Below are 17108 nucleotides of genomic sequence, written 5' to 3'. Positions count from 1 at the left end.
GCGATTTCAAGCCCTGGAAATGAAAAACGCCCTTTTGCAGGGCGTTTCGACACTGACTCGAGTCACTGCGATCTACTCGTAGCGGACTTCGAGTATCTCGATATCCTTCAGTCCGGAGGGTGTCTGAAAGCGGACTTCATCGCCCTCTCGCGCCTTGAGCAGGGCTTTGGCCAGCGGGGAAATCCAGCTGATCAGACCCGACGTCGCATTGGCCTCGTCAACGCCGACGATCTGGTAGGTCTTTTCGGTCTCGCCGCCATCGTCGGTAATCACGACAGTCGCGCCGAAGAACACCTGATCGAGTTCCTGCTGATCGGCGGGATCAACCACCTTGGCGTTTTCGAGACGCTTGATGAGAAAACGAATGCGCCGATCGATCTCGCGCAATCGCTTCTTGCCGTAAATGTAGTCGCCATTCTCGGAGCGGTCGCCATTGCTGGCCGCCCAGGCCACGGTTTCGACCATCTTGGGGCGCTCGTCACGCACGAGCTGGTCCAGCTCGACTTTCAGCGCGTTCCAGCCACGTCGAGTCATGTAGATGGCACCACCGGCTGCGGGCCCGGCAGGTATTTCTGGGGAGTCGTCCTCATCTTCGGACGCTTTGACAAACGCCTTGCTCATTGCATGTCACGTTTCAGTCATGAATGGGCGTTCGATGGTAGAACAGAAAGCGGCCCGTCGCCAGCGAAGCGACGGGCCGTCACAAGGGAGACAATGGGTTAGTGATAGACCGCTGGCTGATTGAGCAGGGTCAGGTAGTGATCGATCAACTCGTCGAAATCAGAGGTTTCTTCAGACATGGAGAGTTCCGCCAGCTCGGCCCTGAATCGGCGAGCAGCAGCATCACGGAACACCGTGCCGCGACCAATGCGCTTGTCGATGACCTCGATCACGTCGAAGCCGGGAAAGTCCACCACGTACAGGACCGGGTTGTTGCAAACCACTTCCATGATGCGACTCCTTATTCGGTTACGAATCGTCAGGTGACGATCCTGTTCATGGCACAGGTGGGGTGCAACCGGAAAAGATCAAGTCACGACGGTTGTCATGGACCGGGTCACCGCATACCATAGCTGCCTGTTGAGTCACATAACGGCATCATTTTCACCAGCTTGAGACCCCGGAGAGGTAAAAAATGCAAGACGACTTTACCGTCGAGGCCAACTGGTCCGAAGAACTGATGACGCTCAAGGCCGAGCACCGCGACCTGGACATGGCCATTGACCAGCTCGCCACCAACCCCGTGGGCGACCAACTGATGATCCGCCGGCTCAAGAAGCGCAAGCTGGTACTCAAGGATCGCATCACCTTCATCGAGCGGCTGCTCGAGCCGCCAGAACCAGCCTGACACGCTCCGCGTAACACCCGATTAGTCAATATGCATGAAGAATGCGATTGATCCGCTCAATCGCGTCGATAGTTTGCGCCCAAAGAATTTTTGCAATGCCGCATGGTCGGAATTTCAAACGCATGCCTTTCTGGATGCGAAATACAGGAATTTCACATGCGACCACTTATTGCACAGCATCAATGCCAGCGGGAACCATTCCCCTCGCCGTACAAAAAATTACTCGACATTTCAGAGCGTTGCCCTTGCCAAAGCCGTGCTGATTACGCTTATTATTGGCAGATCAGCGATATCGCCTTCCCCCCAAAGGCTGCGCTGACGGCATCAAAACACGCACTGCAGGAGCCACTCGCACCCAACACGATCAGAAGCAAAAAAAGGCCTGCCGGACTCGCACACCGAGCCGAGCACGCCAGCGCTCCGAGTGTGCTGCATACAATCAAACCAACAGGAGACAAGAATGCAGCAGCCGCATGAGGTATTGGAGGATTCGGGACACTTGCCGTTTCCGGCAATCAGGGACATCAAGGCCACTTCTCCGCTGAAGTGGTTCGCACGCGGATGGCAGGACATGAAGTCATGCCCCATCCCCAGCCTGTTCTACGGGTTCTGCTTTGCCGGTATGGGTCTGCTCATCACCTTCGTGTTCGAGCACGCCTATGAATACACGTCGGGCCTCACGTCCGGCTTCCTCTTGCTTGGGCCCTTCCTGTCCATGGGGCTCTACGAAATCAGTCGCCGCCGGGAAAAGGGGCAGAACTGCTCGCTCGCGCCAACGCTCGTGGTGTGGAAGCGCAATGCCGGCAATATCGGCGTGTTCGCCGTGGTGCTCGGGGTCATCTTTCTGGTCTGGGCGCGCGCCTCTCTGGTGGTGTTCGCGCTCTTCTACACCAACGAGATGCCCAACCTGTCCGGATTTCTCGAGCAGGTGTTACGGTTTGAGAACTTCGAATTCCTGAGTGTGTATTTCATGGTCGGATTGCTCTTCGCCACCATCGTGTTCGCAGTCAGCGTGGTGTCCATTCCGCTGATGCTCGACCGCAACCAGGACGCCATCACGGCCATGCTGGCCAGCGTGGGGGCGCTTGCTCGCAACCCGGCCACCATGATGGCGTGGGCGGTTGGCATCGTCGGCCTGACCATCATCGGGTTCATGACCTTCCACATCGGTCTCGTGGTCCTCATGCCGATCATCGGCCATGCCACCTGGCATGCTTACCGCGATCTGGTTGAACCACTCGAAGAGTAACGGCTCTATCGTGCCTGTGTATCAGAGAGGCGGCTGCAAGGCCGCCTCTTCCATTTCCAGCATCACCGGCTGATGGTCCGACGCGGCTGAACTCGCATCGTAGCGAACGGCCTTCACGGCCGGCACCGCCTCGGCCGAGGCGAAGAAGAAGTCACAGCAATACGGGTGATCGGGCCACTCGGCGCCGTGCAACCCCACACTGTGCGGATGATCCTGAGCGCCGTGGCAGACGCGCCACGCGTCCTGCCACACGCCTGACTGGCCCGCGTTTCCGGACTGCATCCGGCGCCAATCGGCTGACTCGGGCTTGAAGTTGAAGTCACCGCACAGAAGCGCGGCTGCCGGCCAGGGCGGACGCGCGAACGGCCCCGTCGCCTCTTTAGGATGCATCGGCACCTTCAACCCGTCGATCGCCTCCTGCTGCAGCTCGCACAGGCGTTCAACCTGCGCCGAGCGTTGCAGTGCAGAGTAGTATTCCAGATGCGTGGTGAGCACGCGCAAGGGCGCCCCCATCGGCAGACTGAGCGCCACTTCGACGACCGATCTCGCCATGCTCGGATATCGATCATCCGGGGGGCATGGCAGCCGGTGGCGCGCCGCGGCCAGCACGGGCAGACGCGAGAGCAGAACGTTACCGAAACGACTGCGCCCGCTCACCGGGTGCAGTCGGTCGACGGGAAACGCTTCAATCAACTCGAAATCGGGAAACGCGGCCTGCAGACAGCGGACACCGTCCTCCTCGACACCGCCTTTCAGTCCGGGAAAACGACTGGCGACCTCTTGCAGGCAAATCACGTCGAAATCGCCCAAACGTCGTATTTCGTCGATGAGCCGTGACATTTTCACCAGGCCGTCGGCGCCACGCCCCCATTGAATGTTCCAGCTGATGAAACGGATCACGATTATTCCTTGCAATCACATGACACAATCGTCGCACAACAGTGTCAGTAGAATTCACTCGAAAGACCACACCAACCTCAGATGCCGCCGCCCCCCCTCACCTCACAGAACCCGTCGTCACCGCGCTTGATCGCGGCGTCCGGCGGCCTCGGCACGGGCGACCCCATTGCCGAACTTGAGGTGTGGCTGGGCAGGCTGCCGCCCCGAGGCACCCTGACCCGGGCGCGCATGCTCGCGGCGCGGCTCGATGCCATGTCGAAAGTCTCATACAACGTGCGCATGCATCTGAAGCTGCTCGAGATGATCGACGACGCGGTGGACGAGCTGGGTAAGGATCTGGAAGCCAAACTCGATCTGACCACCCTGCCGCTGCCTGGCCGGATCCAGAATCCTCTGGCCGCCACTTTCGGGGCACTCAAGCTGCTCACCACCGCCTACCTGGACATTGCACAGCGAATCGCTCGCAAGTGGGTCAGTTTCGGCTTTTCCCGCCCGATGCGCCAGGCCATCGAACGCGGGGTGCGCGTCGCCACCCGCCGGCTCGCGCTCGCGCACCGTGCCTACACCACGGGCGGCAGTTCGTCCTGGAAGCAACTCTACAGCCTTTACGAACTGGCGCGACAGAACGGGCTGGCGACCGAGCCCCCGCTCACCCCGGGACAGCTCACCATCGAGCAAAGCTACGCACACGCACTGCTGCTCGCTGCCGCTGACCCCACCTGTATCGCCCCTGGCGATCTGGACCGGGTGCGCTTCTATCTGCAGCGCCATGTGTCGCTAACCCGAATGGTTCAGGCCGGGGACGATGCGCCGCGCCTTCAGCAAGAGGCTGCAGGCCTGTTCGTGATCGCGCTGAGTGGTCATCCGCCCACCGCCTTGCCGCGACTGCGCACCCGACTCGAACCCGGTCAATGGCTCCTCGATGCCAGAGACCTGCTCGAAAAGCTGCAAACACAGATCGACGGCCTGCGTCTTGGCGTCATGCCGGCCCGACTTGGCTTGCCCATGGCGGCTCGTCAGAGCCGCTACACCGCGTTGCTCGAGACCCTTCATGAGCACTGGTCCAACCCGCGTTCGCGCGGCCATGCCCGTACGCGCTTTCTGCCCCGCACCGATCTCGTTGTCGGCTTCGGCGCGATTCGCCTGTTCCTGAGCGGACGGGTCTTGCGGCGACGCGACGACCCCAATCCAGACGCCCTGCCGGAACCGGTGCATGAGCGCACCAGCGAATGGGGCATCCTCGACGAAAGTCCCGGCGGTTTCGGCCTGCGCTACCTGAGTGGGCAGGCGCAGCACGTGCGCGTGGGAGAACTGGTGGCCGTCCGCCCGCGCGAGCGGGCCGCCGTCCTGCTGGGCGTTGCGCGACGCGCGGTGAACCGCGGCAGCAGCGACTTCGATCTTGGACTGGAAGTGATTGCGGCATCGGGCATTCCCACCGAGGTGAGCCTGCCGGACGCTTTCGGCCTCGGCAAACGACAGGTGCCGGTGTTGCTGATCCCGCGCCTGCCCATGCTGGATGGACGCCCCGGGCTGATTGCCAGCATCGACGACGTCCCCCCTGGCACGCTTATCACTCTTGCCCAGTTCGGCCAGCGCATCACGCTCAAGACGGGGGCTGCCGTCGAAAAACTACGCGAACTCGAAATCCTGCCCCTGCGCAAATCCTGAGTGGCGCAGTAGCCGTTGCGCACTGCCACGCGCTACGATGGCAGCTACGCAACACATTCGCATTCTCGATGGCTCACCACGCTCACTCTCACGGCGGTCATGCGCATGGCGCCCACGCCCACGGCGCCAATGCCCGCGGCCGCGTCCTCCTGCTTGCCCTCACCCTCACTCTCGGTTTTGCTTTCGTCGAGGCCATTGCGGGCTGGTTCGCCGGCTCGCTCGCGCTGCTGGGCGATGCCGGTCACATGCTCACCGACAGCTTCGCGCTTGGTCTGGCGGCCGTCGCTGCGTGGTTGTCCAAGCGCCCGCCGAGTGCGCGACTCAGTTACGGCCTCGGGCGTATCGAAGCGTTGGCCGCGCTCGCCAATGGCGTGCTGATGCTGGTGGTGATCGTCGCGATCTGCTGGCACGCGGTGGAGCGATTGATCGAGCCCCAGGCGGTTGCGGGCGAGACGGTCACCGTGGTGGCGATCATCGGTCTGGTGATCAACCTGGGGGCTGCCTGGCTGCTGAGCCGTGGTGGTGAAGATCTCAACACCCGCGCCGCGCTGATTCATGTCATCGGTGATCTGCTCGGTTCGGTGGCTGCACTGGCCTCCGGCCTGGTGGTTCAATGGACCGGCTGGATGCCCATCGACCCCCTGCTCTCCATGCTGATCTGCGGGCTCATTCTGGCCTCAACGAGCAATCTGCTGCGTCAGGTGTTCACCACCTTGCTCGACGGTGTGCCCGACTCCCACTCGCTTGAGACTGTCGGCGCCGCCATGGCCGGGGTCGATGGCGTGGCGTCGGTTCATGACCTGCATATCTGGAGCCTTGGCAACAACCGCATCGCCCTGTCCGCACATCTGGTCATTCGCCCCGATGCCGACTGGACACAGGTCCTGCCGAAGGTCAGGCACATGCTCGACGCACAGTTCGACATCGACCACAGCACCCTGCAACCGGAGACCCCGGAAACCATGCCACTGGTATTTCAACGAAAGTGGTGAGCAGGCTGCGCGAGGGCCCCTCGGGCAAAAGTCTGTGACACCCCTAAAGTCCAGTGTCGCCCGGGTCGATAGAACGGTATTGCCCGAACACGAAATCGCACCCATGCACAGTGCTCAAGAAATCGTTGCCTCCCACGACCATCTGAACACGCTGCCCGCGATCTACCTCAAGATTCGCGACCAGCTCGAATCAGAAGACGGTTCCTTGCCGGAAGTGACCCGCCTTGTCTCGCACGATGCGGCCATCAGCGGTCGCGTCCTCAAGGTGGTGAACAGTCCGCTGTACGGCTTTGGCGGGCGGATCGACAACGTCATGCGCGCGGTGCAGCTTCTGGGCATGCAGCAACTGCACGACCTGGTGCTGGCCATGTCGGTGAGCGAGATCTTCGACGAGGTCGACAGCAAGTACATGAACATGCGCATGTTCTGGCGCCTTGGCGTGTTGCGCGGGCTCTCTGCCCGCGTGATCGCCCGTCGCTGCGGCCTGCTCGATGCCGAGCGCATGTTCGTGATCGGCCTGCTCGCATCGCTGGGCCACATGATCATGTATCTCACCGTGCCTAAACTGGCCGTGGCTGCGCAGAAGATTGCCGACGACACCGGGGAGCCACTCCATGAGGTGGAGAAACGGACTGTGGGCGCCGACGATGCCGAAGTGTGCTGCGCCCTGCTCGAACGCTGGCGCCTGCCCGCGAATTTCGCTTCAGTCACGGGCGGTCAACATCACCCGCCGCTGGCAGGGGAATACAGTTTCGAAGCGGCCATCCTGTTTCTGGCCAACCGCATCGCAGAGGTCGAGCGCCTGGGCGAACCAAGCGACGCCATTCTGCCCCGCGTGCCCTCCGGCATCTGGGCGCAGCTGGAGATTGAACCCGAGAGCATTGTCCAGATCCGGGAAGAGGCCGAACTCAACCTGGCCGCTGTCGCCGCCATGTTCTTTCCTAAATACGCCAGCTGAGCCCTTCAGGCGGTCTTAAACCGACTGAATCAAAAAGACAAATGGCCGCTTGAGCGGCCTTTTTCGTTGTTGCTGCGGCAGACTACTTGGCGAGTGACTCGGGCGTCACCTGACCTTCGGTCGCCACCCTGTTGCGTCCGCCACGCTTAGCCTCGTAAAGCGCAGCGTCGGCGCGCTGGATCATGTCGCCCTCATCGAGGCTGCCGGCCGCCAATTGCGACACCCCGAAGCTGGACGTCACCTTCAACCTTCCCGTCGTGCGAAGACTCGAGCCCGCCATCTCCTCGATCGACTTGCGCAACCGCTCCGCCACTGCCGCCGTGCCGTCGAGATCAAGCCCCGGCATGATCAGGCAGAACTCCTCGCCGCCATAACGACACAGCAAGTCCTGTTCGCGGATGCCGTGTTTGAGCGCGTTCGAAACCCCGACCAGCACCTGATCGCCCACCGCGTGCCCATAGGTATCGTTGAAGTTCTTGAAGTGGTCGATATCGGTCATGATGCAACCGACCGGCGCGCCCGTAGCGTTCGCCTTGGTCATGACGCTCGACAGATGCTCATAGAAGGCGCGACGGTTCATGCATCCGGTCAGTGGATCGCTGGTCGCCAGGCGCTTGAGTTCATCGTTCTGCTGGCGGATTTTTTCGCTCGACTCATCCAGCGCCTGAATGGTTTGCAGCAATTGCTCATTGGCCTGGTGAAGCATCGACACATCGGCAAGCGACACCATGCACGCCCGGTAGCGGCCGTCACCGTCGAGTATGGGCGACGCATTGAGCACCACGCGCCGGGGTGGCTCGTCGTCCGGCATGGGAATTTCGAACAGTGTCTCGTCCATCTTTTCGCGTGTTCGTGCCACCAGGCGCCAGGGCCAGTCCTCGGTTTTCGGCCCCAGGTTCTTGGTGAGCCAGGCAAGCGATTTGACTGGCGTCCCGATGTCCACCTTCTGTGCCGCCGGATGGATCTGGCTGAATGCCCGGTTGGTCAGCACCACACGGTCCTCGGCATCAAGTAGCATCACCCCTTCGCGGAGGGTATCGAACGCGGCACGAACCCGTGGCGGCACCGCGGAACCCGGGTCGAGATACTGAAGTGCGCGACGCAGATAGAGATACATCAGCGTCACCCCGGTGATACCCACGATACCCAGCGCGCGCACCAGTGGATCCTGCAGCCAGCCGGCGACGGTGGTCGGGTGTATGGGTGAGAACGTCAGTTCCACATCCCCCCACGGCAGACGGTTGGCGTTCAGCGGTACGCGCACATCGGTGATGGTCGACGGCGCGTCCGGGGCGAGATTCCACAGTTCGTCGTGAGGGCCTGCCTGGGCCAACAGTTTGCCGTCGGCACGCCGCAAGGCGAGCGACTGCAGCTCATCATCCCGTTCGAGCAGCTCACGCAGCATGGAGGTCATGGCCTGCGGACTTTCGTTCTGCATGAGGGCCGTGAGCTGAATAGCCAGTGATTCGGCAATACGCGTCCGGATTCTCACCGCCTCGTCATAACGATCCGGCATCAGACCGACAAGCAGATCCAGCGCCATGAGCAGACACAGCAACAGGGTGACGACACCCAATGCCAGGCGAAAGACCGGCCCCGGGAGAAAACGGCGGAAATTCAAAGGTCCGTCTCCGGCGTTTTCTCGCCCTGCCCGGTCTCGGCGGCGGGCTCATCGTCATCTTCTGCAGCCGCAACGCTCTCCTTAGTATCACGCACGATCGGCATCGGGTCGATGCTGCGCCACGCCGGCACGGTCGCCACCATGGCCCCCACCAGACTGCCCACACGTGTCGCCCACCAGATCACCCCGACGGTCAACACCGAACCTGACACACCCACTTCAACCAGCGACAGGCGCGCATCCTCGCCCGACGCCTCAATCTGTGCCTGCACTTCTGGGGCAAGGGTCACCTGTTGATCAGGCAAGCTCAGCACGCCTGCAGGCGTCATCAGAGGCGCCACCGACACGTTGAGCAAACGCACGTCGTACTGAGAAACGCTCTGGTCCGGGAGATTCACTTCGGCCACGTCGATCCGCAGTACCGGCCTCGGTGCCGACACTTCGACACGAATCGCCTGCTCTTCGGAGAGATCGTCCCCCCTTGGCGTCATCGACTCGGCAACGCCGCCATCGCTCGATTCGGCGTCACCGCCTTCGCGCGCAGTCTCGTCATCGTCGGTCTGGTCGGACGCAGCGTCTTCAAGAGATTCCGGCACGGTCACCGTGGGTGGCGCCACTGGCGGCGGGAGGGCCGTCGGTGGTGCGACAGGCGGCTCGGGCGCAAGCACGACGTCAAGCCGGATACTCAGTGTTTGCGTATCCGTGTTGCCGACCGTGTCACGCACGCCGACCACTACATCGAAGACGTTATCGCCATTGGCATCGCTCCCCGGCTGAATACTGGCGCCACCGGTAAAACGCAGCGCGCCTGAACTGGGATCGAGCACGAACAGGCGGGCATCGGCACCGCCCAGAATCTCGAAGCTCAAGACGTCGCCAGCATCCGCATCCGTGGCGGTCACGGTGGTGATCGACTGGCTCGGATCACCAATGCGGACAATGGCGGCATCACCACCCCCATTGGAGGTAATGACGGGGGCATCGTTGGTGTTGGAGACCGTGATCGTGTAGCTCTGGCTGTCGGCCAGTGATCCGTCCGAAACCTGTAGCACCACGTTGTGGTTGCCCACTTCGCTATTCGTGGGCGTACCGCTCAGCGTGGCGGTGCCATCCCCGTTGTCGGTGAACGTCAGCCAGCTTGGCAGCGTGGTGGCCGTGATCGTCAACGTTGCGCCGCTGTCAGGATCGGTGGTGGTGATGCTGTAGCTGTACGCGGCGTCTTCTGTGGCACCGGTCACTGGGCTGCTGGTGAAGCTCGGCGCTTCGTTCAGGTCGGTGACCGTGACGGTGAAGGTTTCGTCAAGCGTGAGGCCGCCGGCATCGGTGCTGCGCACAATCACGCTGTAGCTCGACTGGGTTTCGAAGTCGAGTGTGCCGTCGGTGAGGATCAGTTCGTTCGAACCCGCACCGCCGATGCTGAACACCGCCTGATCGGCGCCACCCACTACAGTATAGGTGAAGCTGTCGCTCGCGTCCGGGTCGGTCGTGCTCAGAGTGCCGACGCTGTAACCGGCACTGGTGTCGGTGTTCTCCGCCACAGTGGCATTCGACAGGCTCACCAGGGTCGGCGTCTCGTTCACGTTGGTGACCGTCACGCTGATCGCCTGGGTGTCGGTGCCGCCGTTGCCGTCTGAGACCTGGACGGTCACTTCATAGACGTTGTTGGTGTCGGCGTCGGCCGGGGCTTCGAAATCAGGCGCGCTCTGGAAGGTGAGCACACCCGTGCTGCTGTTGATCGAGAACAACGCCTGATCGGCCCCGCCGATGATCGAGTAGGTGAGCGTGTCGCCCACATCCACATCGGACGCGGTGACCGTCGTGGCCCCCGTCTGATTCTCGGCCGCGTTGGCCGTGGCACCGCTGGTGATGGTCGGAGCGTCGTTGGTGTTGGATACCGTGATGGTGTAGCTCTGGCTGTCGGTCAGTGATCCGTCCGAAACCTGCAGCACCACGTTGTGGTCGCCCACTTCACTGTTCGTGGGCGTGCCACTGAGGGTGGCGGTGCCGTCGCCGTTATCGGTGAGCGTGAGCCAGCCCGGCAACGTGGTGGCCGTGATCGTCAGCGATGCGCCGCTGTCCGGATCGGTGGTGGTGATGCTGTAGCTGTACGCGGCGTCTTCCGTCGCAGCCGTCACCGGACTGCTGGTGAAGCTCGGTGCTTCGTTCAGGTCGGTGACCGTGATCGTGAAGGTCTCGTCACGCGTGAGGCCACCGGCATCGGTGCTGCGGACGATCACGCTGTAACTGGACTGGGTTTCGAAGTCGAGCGTGCCGTCGGTGAGGATCAGTTCGTTCGAACCGACGCCGCCGATGCTGAACACGGCCTGATCGGCACCGCCAACGATGGTGTAGGTGAAGCTGTCGCCGGCATCCGGGTCGGTCGTGCTGAGGCTGCCGACGCTGTAGCCACCGCTGGTGTCGGTGTTCTCCGCCACGGTGCTGTTCGACAAGCTCACCAGCGTCGGCGTCTCGTTCACGTTGGTGACCGTGACGCTGATCGCCTGGGTGTCCGTGCCGCCGTTGCCGTCGGAGACCCGGACCGTCACTTCATAGACGTTGTTGGTGTCGGCGTCGGCCGGAGATTCGTAATTCGGGGCACTGTTGAAGGTGAGCACACCCGTGCTGCTGTTGATCGAGAACAACGCCTGATCGGCTCCGCCGACAATACTGTAGCCCACGGTATCGCCAAGATCCTCGTCGAGTGCGCTGATCGTCGTGACGGCGGTCTGGTTCTCTGCCGCCATCGCATACGCATCGGGCGCCGAGGTCTTGGCGAGCACGACATTGTCCAGATAGCCCCTCACCCCGGCATGTGTGCTCGATGTATCGGTAAAGCTCAGTGTGGTGCTCGTACTGTCGGCGACGAACTTGAAGACATACGTCTGCATTGTGTTGTCTGCCACGCCAGAGACGTACTCGGCATCAAAGAGCGCCCCGCTACCGTCAACCTGCACGCGAATGGATTGCGACTCGGTCAGGCTGCGGTCGCCAAAATCGAAAGCCACGTAATAGGTCTGCCCGACCTGGGTGCTGAAACTCTGGGAGACCACGCCTGGCGCACCGCCCAGTTGGCCGAAGCGCGCTTCGCCCGCATTGCTGTCCACATCCCCGGTCGCTGTCCAGCCAATCAGACCGGCGGTAAAGCTGCCATTGACGGGACCGGTAACAGACACAATCTGCGGCGCGTCGTTCGTGTTGGCCACGGTGATGGCAAAACTCTGAGTGTCGGTCAGGCTGCCATCGGACACCACCACGACCACATCGTGGATGCCCACATCTTCGTTTTGCGGCGTGCCTGACAACGTGGCGGTTCCGTCACCGTGATCTGTCAGGGACAACCAGTCCGGCAGTGTCGTGGCGCTGTAGCTCAGACTGGCTCCGGCGTCCGGGTCCGATGCGGTCAAGGTGTGACTGTAAATGACCTCTTCCGTCGCGCCGGTTACCGGGCTACTGGTGAAGCTTGGTGCTTCGTTCAGGTCGCTGACCGTGACGGTGAAGGTTTCGTCGTGCGTGAGGCCGCCGGCATCGGTGCTGCGTACGATCACCTGGTAACTCGACTGGGTTTCGAAGTCGAGTGTGCCGTCGGTGAGGATCAGTTCGTTCGCACCGGGCCCTCCGATGCTGAACACGGCCTGATCGGCGCCGCCGACCACGGTGTAGGTGAAGCTGTCGCCTGCGTCCGGATCAGTGGTGTTGGGGCTGCCAACGCTGTAGCCAGCACTGGTGTCGGTGTTCTCAACCACGGAGCTGTTAGACAGGCTCACCAGGGTCGGCGTCTCGTTCACATTCGTAACCGTCACGCTGATCGCCTGGGTGTCCGTGCCGCCGTTGCCGTCAGAGACCTGGACGGTCACTTCATAGACGTTGTTGGTGTCGGCGTCGGAGGGAGATTCGTAATTCGGGGCACTGTTGAAGGTGAGCACACCCGCGCTGCTGTTGATCGAGAACAGCGCCTGATCGGCTCCGCCGATGATCGAGTATGAGAGCGTGTCGCCCACGTCCACATCGGACGCGGTGACTGTCGTGGCGCCCGTCTGATTCTCGGCCGCGTTGGTCGTGGCACCGCTGGTGATCGTCGGGGCATCGTTGGTGTTGGATACCGTGACGGTGTAGCTCTGGCTGTCGGTCAGCGAGCCGTCCGAAACCTGCAGCACCACGTTGTGGTTACCCACTTCGCTGTTCGTCGGCGTGCCGCTCAGGGTGGCAGTGCCGTCCCCGTTGTCGGTGAGCGTCAGCCAGCTCGGCAGCGTGGTGGCCGTGATCGTCAGCGATGCGCCGCTGTCCGGATCGGTGGTGGTGATGCTGTAGCTGTACGCGGCGTCTTCTGTGGCACCGGTCACCGGGCTGCTGGTGAAGCCCGGGGCTTCGTTCAGGTCAGTCACCGTGACGGTGAAGGTCTCGTCACGCGTGAGGCCTCCGGCATCGGTGCTGCGTACGATCACGCTGTAGCTCGACTGGGTTTCGAAGTCGAGCGTGCCGTCGGTGAGGATCAGTTCGTTCGAACCGGCGCCGCCGATGCTGAACACGGCCTGATCGGCACCGCCAACGATCGTGTAGGTGAAGCTGTCGCCGGCATCCGGGTCGGTCGTGCTCAGGCTGCCAACGCTGTAGCCGGCACTGGTGTCGGTGTTCTCCGCCACGGTGCTGTTGGACAGGCTCACCAGGGTCGGCGTCTCGTTCACATTCGTAACCGTCACGCTGATCGCCTGGGTGTCCGTGCCGCCGTTGCCGTCAGAGACCTGGACGGTCACTTCATAGACGTTGTTGGTGTCGGCGTCGGCCGGAGATTCGTAATTCGGCGCACTGTTGAAAGTGAGCACACCCGTGCTGCTGTTGATCGAGAACAGTGACTGATCGGCGCCACCTGCCAGGGTGTAGGTCAGCACATCCGCGGCCTCTGGATCGGTGGCGGTGACGGTGGTGACAGCACTCTGGTTTTCGGTCACGTTCACAGCCGCCGACGCCCCACCTCCATTGGACGAGATCGTGGGTGCATCGTTCACCGGAATCACGTTGATATCGATGGTCGTGGGTGTGCTGGTGCCGCCGTCACCATCGGTCAAGGTCATGGAGAGCTGGCGCACGCCGGCTGCCGGGTCATCAATGGTGTTCTGAAAGGTCAGCGCGCGTGCAGTCGCCTGCACCGCAGCGACGCCGGCACTGGCATTGAACGTGACCGTCACCGGCGTACTACCGTCACCGTTGCCACTCCAGGTGCCAATCACAATGCCACCATAGGTGACATTGCTGCCGCTGATGCCGATCTGGCCTGCACCGGTGCCCACGTTTCGCAGTGACAGCACATCGCCCGCGCCACCACCCGATGCGACTGTCAATGTCAGCACACCACCGTCGAAGTTGGTCGAATCGGCGTCGGTGACGATGAATTCGGTGTCGTAGAGGGCCGGATCGCCCTCGTAGAAATTGGCGGAACTGCCCGAGAAACCGACCACGGGGGCGTCATTGCTGGTCGCAATCGACACCGTGGTATAGGCCGTATCGCTGCCCCCGTCGCTGTCGGTCAACGTCCAGTCCACCTGCAGGCTGCTCGGCGGGCCATCGCTGCTGTTGGCATAGGTGATCTGCGAGGCCATTTCATCCACCAGCGCGGTGGTTGCGCCCGCAGAGAATGTCAGTGTCAGCACACCGCCGCTGTTGGTGGTCACGGTACCGATGGTGGTGCCATTGACCACCAGCGCGGCGCCCTCGGTAAGCGCGCTGAGCGTACCCGTGGCACCAAACAGGTCGTCCGGGCTGGGGCTGCTGTTACGCGCAAGGCTCAACGTCGCGCCGCTGAAGTCGTCGCTGCTCTGGTGTTCGAGGTCGAACAGGCTGGCTGTGGGGGACAGCACCACGGCTGCCCCGTTCTCGGTGTAGCTGGCGGCATTGTTGGCCGCCACCACACGCACGTCGTCGACCAACAGTCCCACCGAGTCACCCGAGGCGGCGTAAGTGGAGTCGAGATCGGAGCCCAGCGACGTGATCCGTATCGTGCTGGAGGTACTCGTGGCGGTGAAGCTCACGGCATATTCGTGCCACGTGCTACTGGTTGTGAAGCGATCGAGCTCGACCCCATTGACACTCAGCATGCCCATATCCTGGACATTGTGCTGATTGCGCGTGACCGCCCACAGGCTGAGCACGTAGGTCTTACCGACTTCGGTGGTGATGGTCTGTTCGATATAGCTAGGATCGGGTGAGGTTACGCTGCCTTCAACTTCCACAAGGTAACTGCCATCCGGTGCGGCCGACACCATGAACTCGGCTTCCTTCCCGGTGACGGCCTCGACCCCGCCATTGCCTGTCCAGCCGGTCGCGCCGGATTCGAACGAGCCGTTGCTCACCAGGTTCGTGGCATCAAGTGCCACCAGCGGCGCATCATTGACCGCATTGACCTGCAGGGTGATGGTGTTTGCGACCGCGTCGGTATCGATGCCGCCACCGACAGTGCCGCCGTCATCCTGCACGCGGAAGGTGAAGGTCGCCAGTGGCGTGCCATTGGCGTCAGGGGGTGGACGATAGCTCAGCTGGCCGGCGTCGATGTCGCCGGCATCCACCCAGTTGCCCGCGGCAAAAGTGGCGCCGTTCCAGAGCAGGAAGCCCTGATCCGGCAGGGTATCGATCCAGACGCGAAGAAGGTTGTCGCCATCCACATCCGAAAAGCCGAAATCGGCCAGACTGAAGGTGTAGGTGTCGTCCTCGGCAATCACGATGGTCTTGTCGGTGCCGTCGGGCGCGCTGTTGGCCCCGGTCATGCTCAGCGTGGCGACCGCCGTGTTGCTGTCGCCTGCCCCGTCGTTGGCAACGAAGTTGATGGTCCGGGCGGTGGTGTCGGGCGTGCCGGCCAGATTGTCGTAAGTAATCGTCCGCAAGACCTGCTGGTAATTCGCCACCGAATCCGTGCCGGAGAGGGTCAGTTTGTTCAGGTTTGCATCGTAGCTCGCCACGATGGACGTCCCTGTCGTGTCCGCGGCCAGCACTTCGTTCGTGCCATCAATGGCGTTGCTGATGGTGACCGTCAATGACGTCAGGTTGGACGAATCGCTGTCCACGATCGTTGCATCCGCGTCCGCGATGGCCACCGGACCACCGCCGTCCGTCCAGGCGCCGAAATAGTCGCCGTCTGTCGCGCCACTGCTGTTGTCACCGTCCAGATCGAGTGACGGCGCCACCGGATCGGTGTAGGTCACCTCGAGAATCGGGCGCGTGCCAACGGTGGCGTTCTCCGAGGAATTGAACGCATAGTTGTCGGCCTGGATACTCATGAACGCCCAGCCGTAATTGCTGTTGGGGTCGTTGGCCCAGGCCTGGACCGTCGCAATCAGGGCGGCACTGCTCATCGACACGGTGCCGCTGGTGCCGGCATCGATCTGGTAATCGTAGCCGGACAAGGTATCGACGCCGACATCGATGCCACCCAGGTTGTTCCAGGTCGTGGTTTCGTTCCAGGCAGTGGTCATGCGATGCACATTGACCTTGTCGGCCGGGTCCGTACCCACCACGTAGATTTTCAGGGTCACGCCGGTGATGGTTGCGCCGACCGGAATCTTTCCGGCATCGCTGCCGAAGATATTGTCGAAACGCACCAGGCCCTGCTGTTCGGTGGCCCCGCTATCGATCAGGATGGTCGTCGTGCTGCCAAAGCTCGAGTTCGGCGAACTATCGTCAAGGTAGGTGTCCTGCGTCCCGGTATAACCTGCCGTGCCTTCCTGAAAGCTGACGCTGCCGAGCGTACCGTTCCATTCGATGGGGCCAAAACTGTAAAGCGTCGTGGTCTCGATCTGGCCCGTGCGGTATTCCAGTTGCCAGTCGCCCCCCAGCAGAGCGTCACCGGTCAGATCATCGGAGGCCGCCACATCGGCGCCGGTCAGGAACGCCAGATCGCGCACCAGCGCTTCGCCGGTGTCCGTTCCCGCCACTTCACAGCCATAGAACAGCAGGTCGGCATCGCGGGTGAGCGCGGAGGACCAGGCGGCAATGTCTTCACTGCGCGCCAGCACACTGTCGCCGTCCAGTCGCGTACTGCCCAGTTCGATGACACCCGCCTGACCGTGCGTGATCACATGAACGGCAGTAATGTCGGTACGCCCTGCCAAGGCATCGGAAATCTGGTCGACCCCGTCCCGGTCCGGATCGAGAAAAATGATCTCGAGCTGCCGCCCCTGATCGATATCCTCCTGCAAGCTGGCGACAAGGCTGTCCACGTCCTGCAGCGAGGCGTCAATGAAGACCAGCTCATTGGCGGCATGCGTCTGCTCGTCTTCCTGCGCCTTGACGACGGTCGCGTCGGTCACTGGCGCCAGGTCAGCCGAATACAGGATGCGCGCTTCGAGCGCCTCGAAACTCAGGGCAGGCAGCGGTCTAGCCATGGG

At 62.2% G+C, this 17108-nt stretch carries 11 protein-coding genes; 6 read left to right on the top strand and 5 right to left on the bottom strand.

What is annotated here, in order from left to right; genetic code table 11:
* Positions 1–72: 72 nt before the first annotated feature.
* Entirely contained in the window at positions 73–621 is a 549-nt protein-coding gene (greB, locus tag J0W34_RS09990; RefSeq protein ID WP_227814670.1) for a transcription elongation factor GreB, read from the bottom strand.
* A 98-nt stretch (positions 622–719) separates the two neighbouring features.
* On the bottom strand, positions 720–950 hold the full coding sequence (locus tag J0W34_RS09985) for a DUF3567 family protein (protein WP_227814671.1): 231 nt from the start codon (positions 948–950) through the stop codon (positions 720–722).
* Positions 951–1135: 185 nt separating this feature from the next.
* Between J0W34_RS09985 and J0W34_RS09980 the strand changes: the two genes are divergently transcribed.
* The 3 genes from J0W34_RS09980 to J0W34_RS09970 all read left to right on the top strand — a co-directional run bounded on the left by J0W34_RS09980 (position 1136) and on the right by J0W34_RS09970 (position 2597).
* On the top strand, positions 1136–1348 hold the full coding sequence (locus J0W34_RS09980; protein WP_227814672.1) for a YdcH family protein: 213 nt from the start codon (positions 1136–1138) through the stop codon (positions 1346–1348).
* 156 nt (positions 1349–1504) lie between these two features.
* Positions 1505–1825, top strand: a complete 321-nt coding sequence (locus J0W34_RS09975) for a hypothetical protein (protein ID WP_230971558.1) — start codon at positions 1505–1507, stop codon at positions 1823–1825.
* Between the two features lie 94 nt (positions 1826–1919).
* Positions 1920–2597 carry a DUF2189 domain-containing protein gene (locus J0W34_RS09970; protein WP_227814673.1) on the top strand — a complete coding sequence of 226 codons (678 nt, stop codon included), beginning with the start codon at positions 1920–1922 and terminating at the stop codon, positions 2595–2597.
* 21 nt (positions 2598–2618) lie between these two features.
* Here J0W34_RS09970 and J0W34_RS09965 read toward each other — a convergent pair whose 3' ends face one another.
* Positions 2619–3497 (bottom strand): endonuclease/exonuclease/phosphatase family protein, encoded by an 879-nt coding sequence (locus tag J0W34_RS09965; RefSeq protein ID WP_230971557.1) that lies wholly within the window; start codon positions 3495–3497, stop codon positions 2619–2621.
* An 81-nt stretch (positions 3498–3578) separates the two neighbouring features.
* Between J0W34_RS09965 and J0W34_RS09960 the strand changes: the two genes are divergently transcribed.
* The 3 genes from J0W34_RS09960 to J0W34_RS09950 all read left to right on the top strand — a co-directional run bounded on the left by J0W34_RS09960 (position 3579) and on the right by J0W34_RS09950 (position 7115).
* Positions 3579–5165: a hypothetical protein gene (locus tag J0W34_RS09960; protein ID WP_227814674.1), complete on the top strand. Its 1587-nt coding sequence runs from the start codon at positions 3579–3581 to the stop codon at positions 5163–5165.
* A 68-nt stretch (positions 5166–5233) separates the two neighbouring features.
* Positions 5234–6157, top strand: coding sequence for a cation diffusion facilitator family transporter (locus tag J0W34_RS09955; protein ID WP_230971556.1), 924 nt, complete (start codon positions 5234–5236; stop codon positions 6155–6157).
* Between the two features lie 103 nt (positions 6158–6260).
* Positions 6261–7115, top strand: a complete 855-nt coding sequence (locus tag J0W34_RS09950; RefSeq protein WP_227814676.1) for an HDOD domain-containing protein — start codon at positions 6261–6263, stop codon at positions 7113–7115.
* An 82-nt stretch (positions 7116–7197) separates the two neighbouring features.
* Here the strand turns inward: J0W34_RS09950 and J0W34_RS09945 are convergent, their stop codons facing one another.
* Together J0W34_RS09945 and J0W34_RS09940 are read right to left on the bottom strand one after the other, a co-directional pair.
* Positions 7198–8736 carry a diguanylate cyclase gene (locus J0W34_RS09945; RefSeq protein ID WP_230971555.1) on the bottom strand — a complete coding sequence of 513 codons (1539 nt, stop codon included), beginning with the start codon at positions 8734–8736 and terminating at the stop codon, positions 7198–7200.
* On the bottom strand, positions 8733–17105 hold the full coding sequence (locus J0W34_RS09940) for a cadherin domain-containing protein (protein ID WP_230971554.1): 8373 nt from the start codon (positions 17103–17105) through the stop codon (positions 8733–8735). Before J0W34_RS09940 ends, J0W34_RS09945 begins: the two co-directional genes overlap by 4 nt.
* Positions 17106–17108: the final 3 nt, after the last annotated feature.

The organism is Nitrogeniibacter aestuarii, assembly GCF_017309585.1.
Classification (GTDB): Bacteria; Pseudomonadota; Gammaproteobacteria; order Burkholderiales; family Rhodocyclaceae; genus Nitrogeniibacter; species Nitrogeniibacter aestuarii.
Note: the sequence above shows the minus strand (reverse complement) of the source record. Positions and strands in the feature narration are given on the sequence as shown.

Bases quoted from the DNA above. Each gene is read 5' to 3' on its own strand.
- J0W34_RS09955 (WP_230971556.1), top strand. From the start codon at position 5,234: ATGGCTCACCACGCTCACTCTCACGGCGGTCATGCGCATGGCGCCCAC.
- J0W34_RS09980 (WP_227814672.1), top strand. From the start codon at position 1,136: ATGCAAGACGACTTTACCGTCGAGGCCAACTGGTCCGAAGAACTGATG.
- J0W34_RS09970 (WP_227814673.1), top strand. From the start codon at position 1,920: ATGAAGTCATGCCCCATCCCCAGCCTGTTCTACGGGTTCTGCTTTGCC.
- J0W34_RS09940 (WP_230971554.1), bottom strand. From the start codon at position 17,105: ATGGCTAGACCGCTGCCTGCCCTGAGTTTCGAGGCGCTCGAAGCGCGC.
- J0W34_RS09985 (WP_227814671.1), bottom strand. From the start codon at position 950: ATGGAAGTGGTTTGCAACAACCCGGTCCTGTACGTGGTGGACTTTCCC.
- greB (WP_227814670.1), bottom strand. From the start codon at position 621: ATGAGCAAGGCGTTTGTCAAAGCGTCCGAAGATGAGGACGACTCCCCA.
- J0W34_RS09950 (WP_227814676.1), top strand. From the start codon at position 6,261: ATGCACAGTGCTCAAGAAATCGTTGCCTCCCACGACCATCTGAACACG.
- J0W34_RS09975 (WP_230971558.1), top strand. From the start codon at position 1,505: ATGCGACCACTTATTGCACAGCATCAATGCCAGCGGGAACCATTCCCC.
- J0W34_RS09960 (WP_227814674.1), top strand. From the start codon at position 3,579: ATGCCGCCGCCCCCCCTCACCTCACAGAACCCGTCGTCACCGCGCTTG.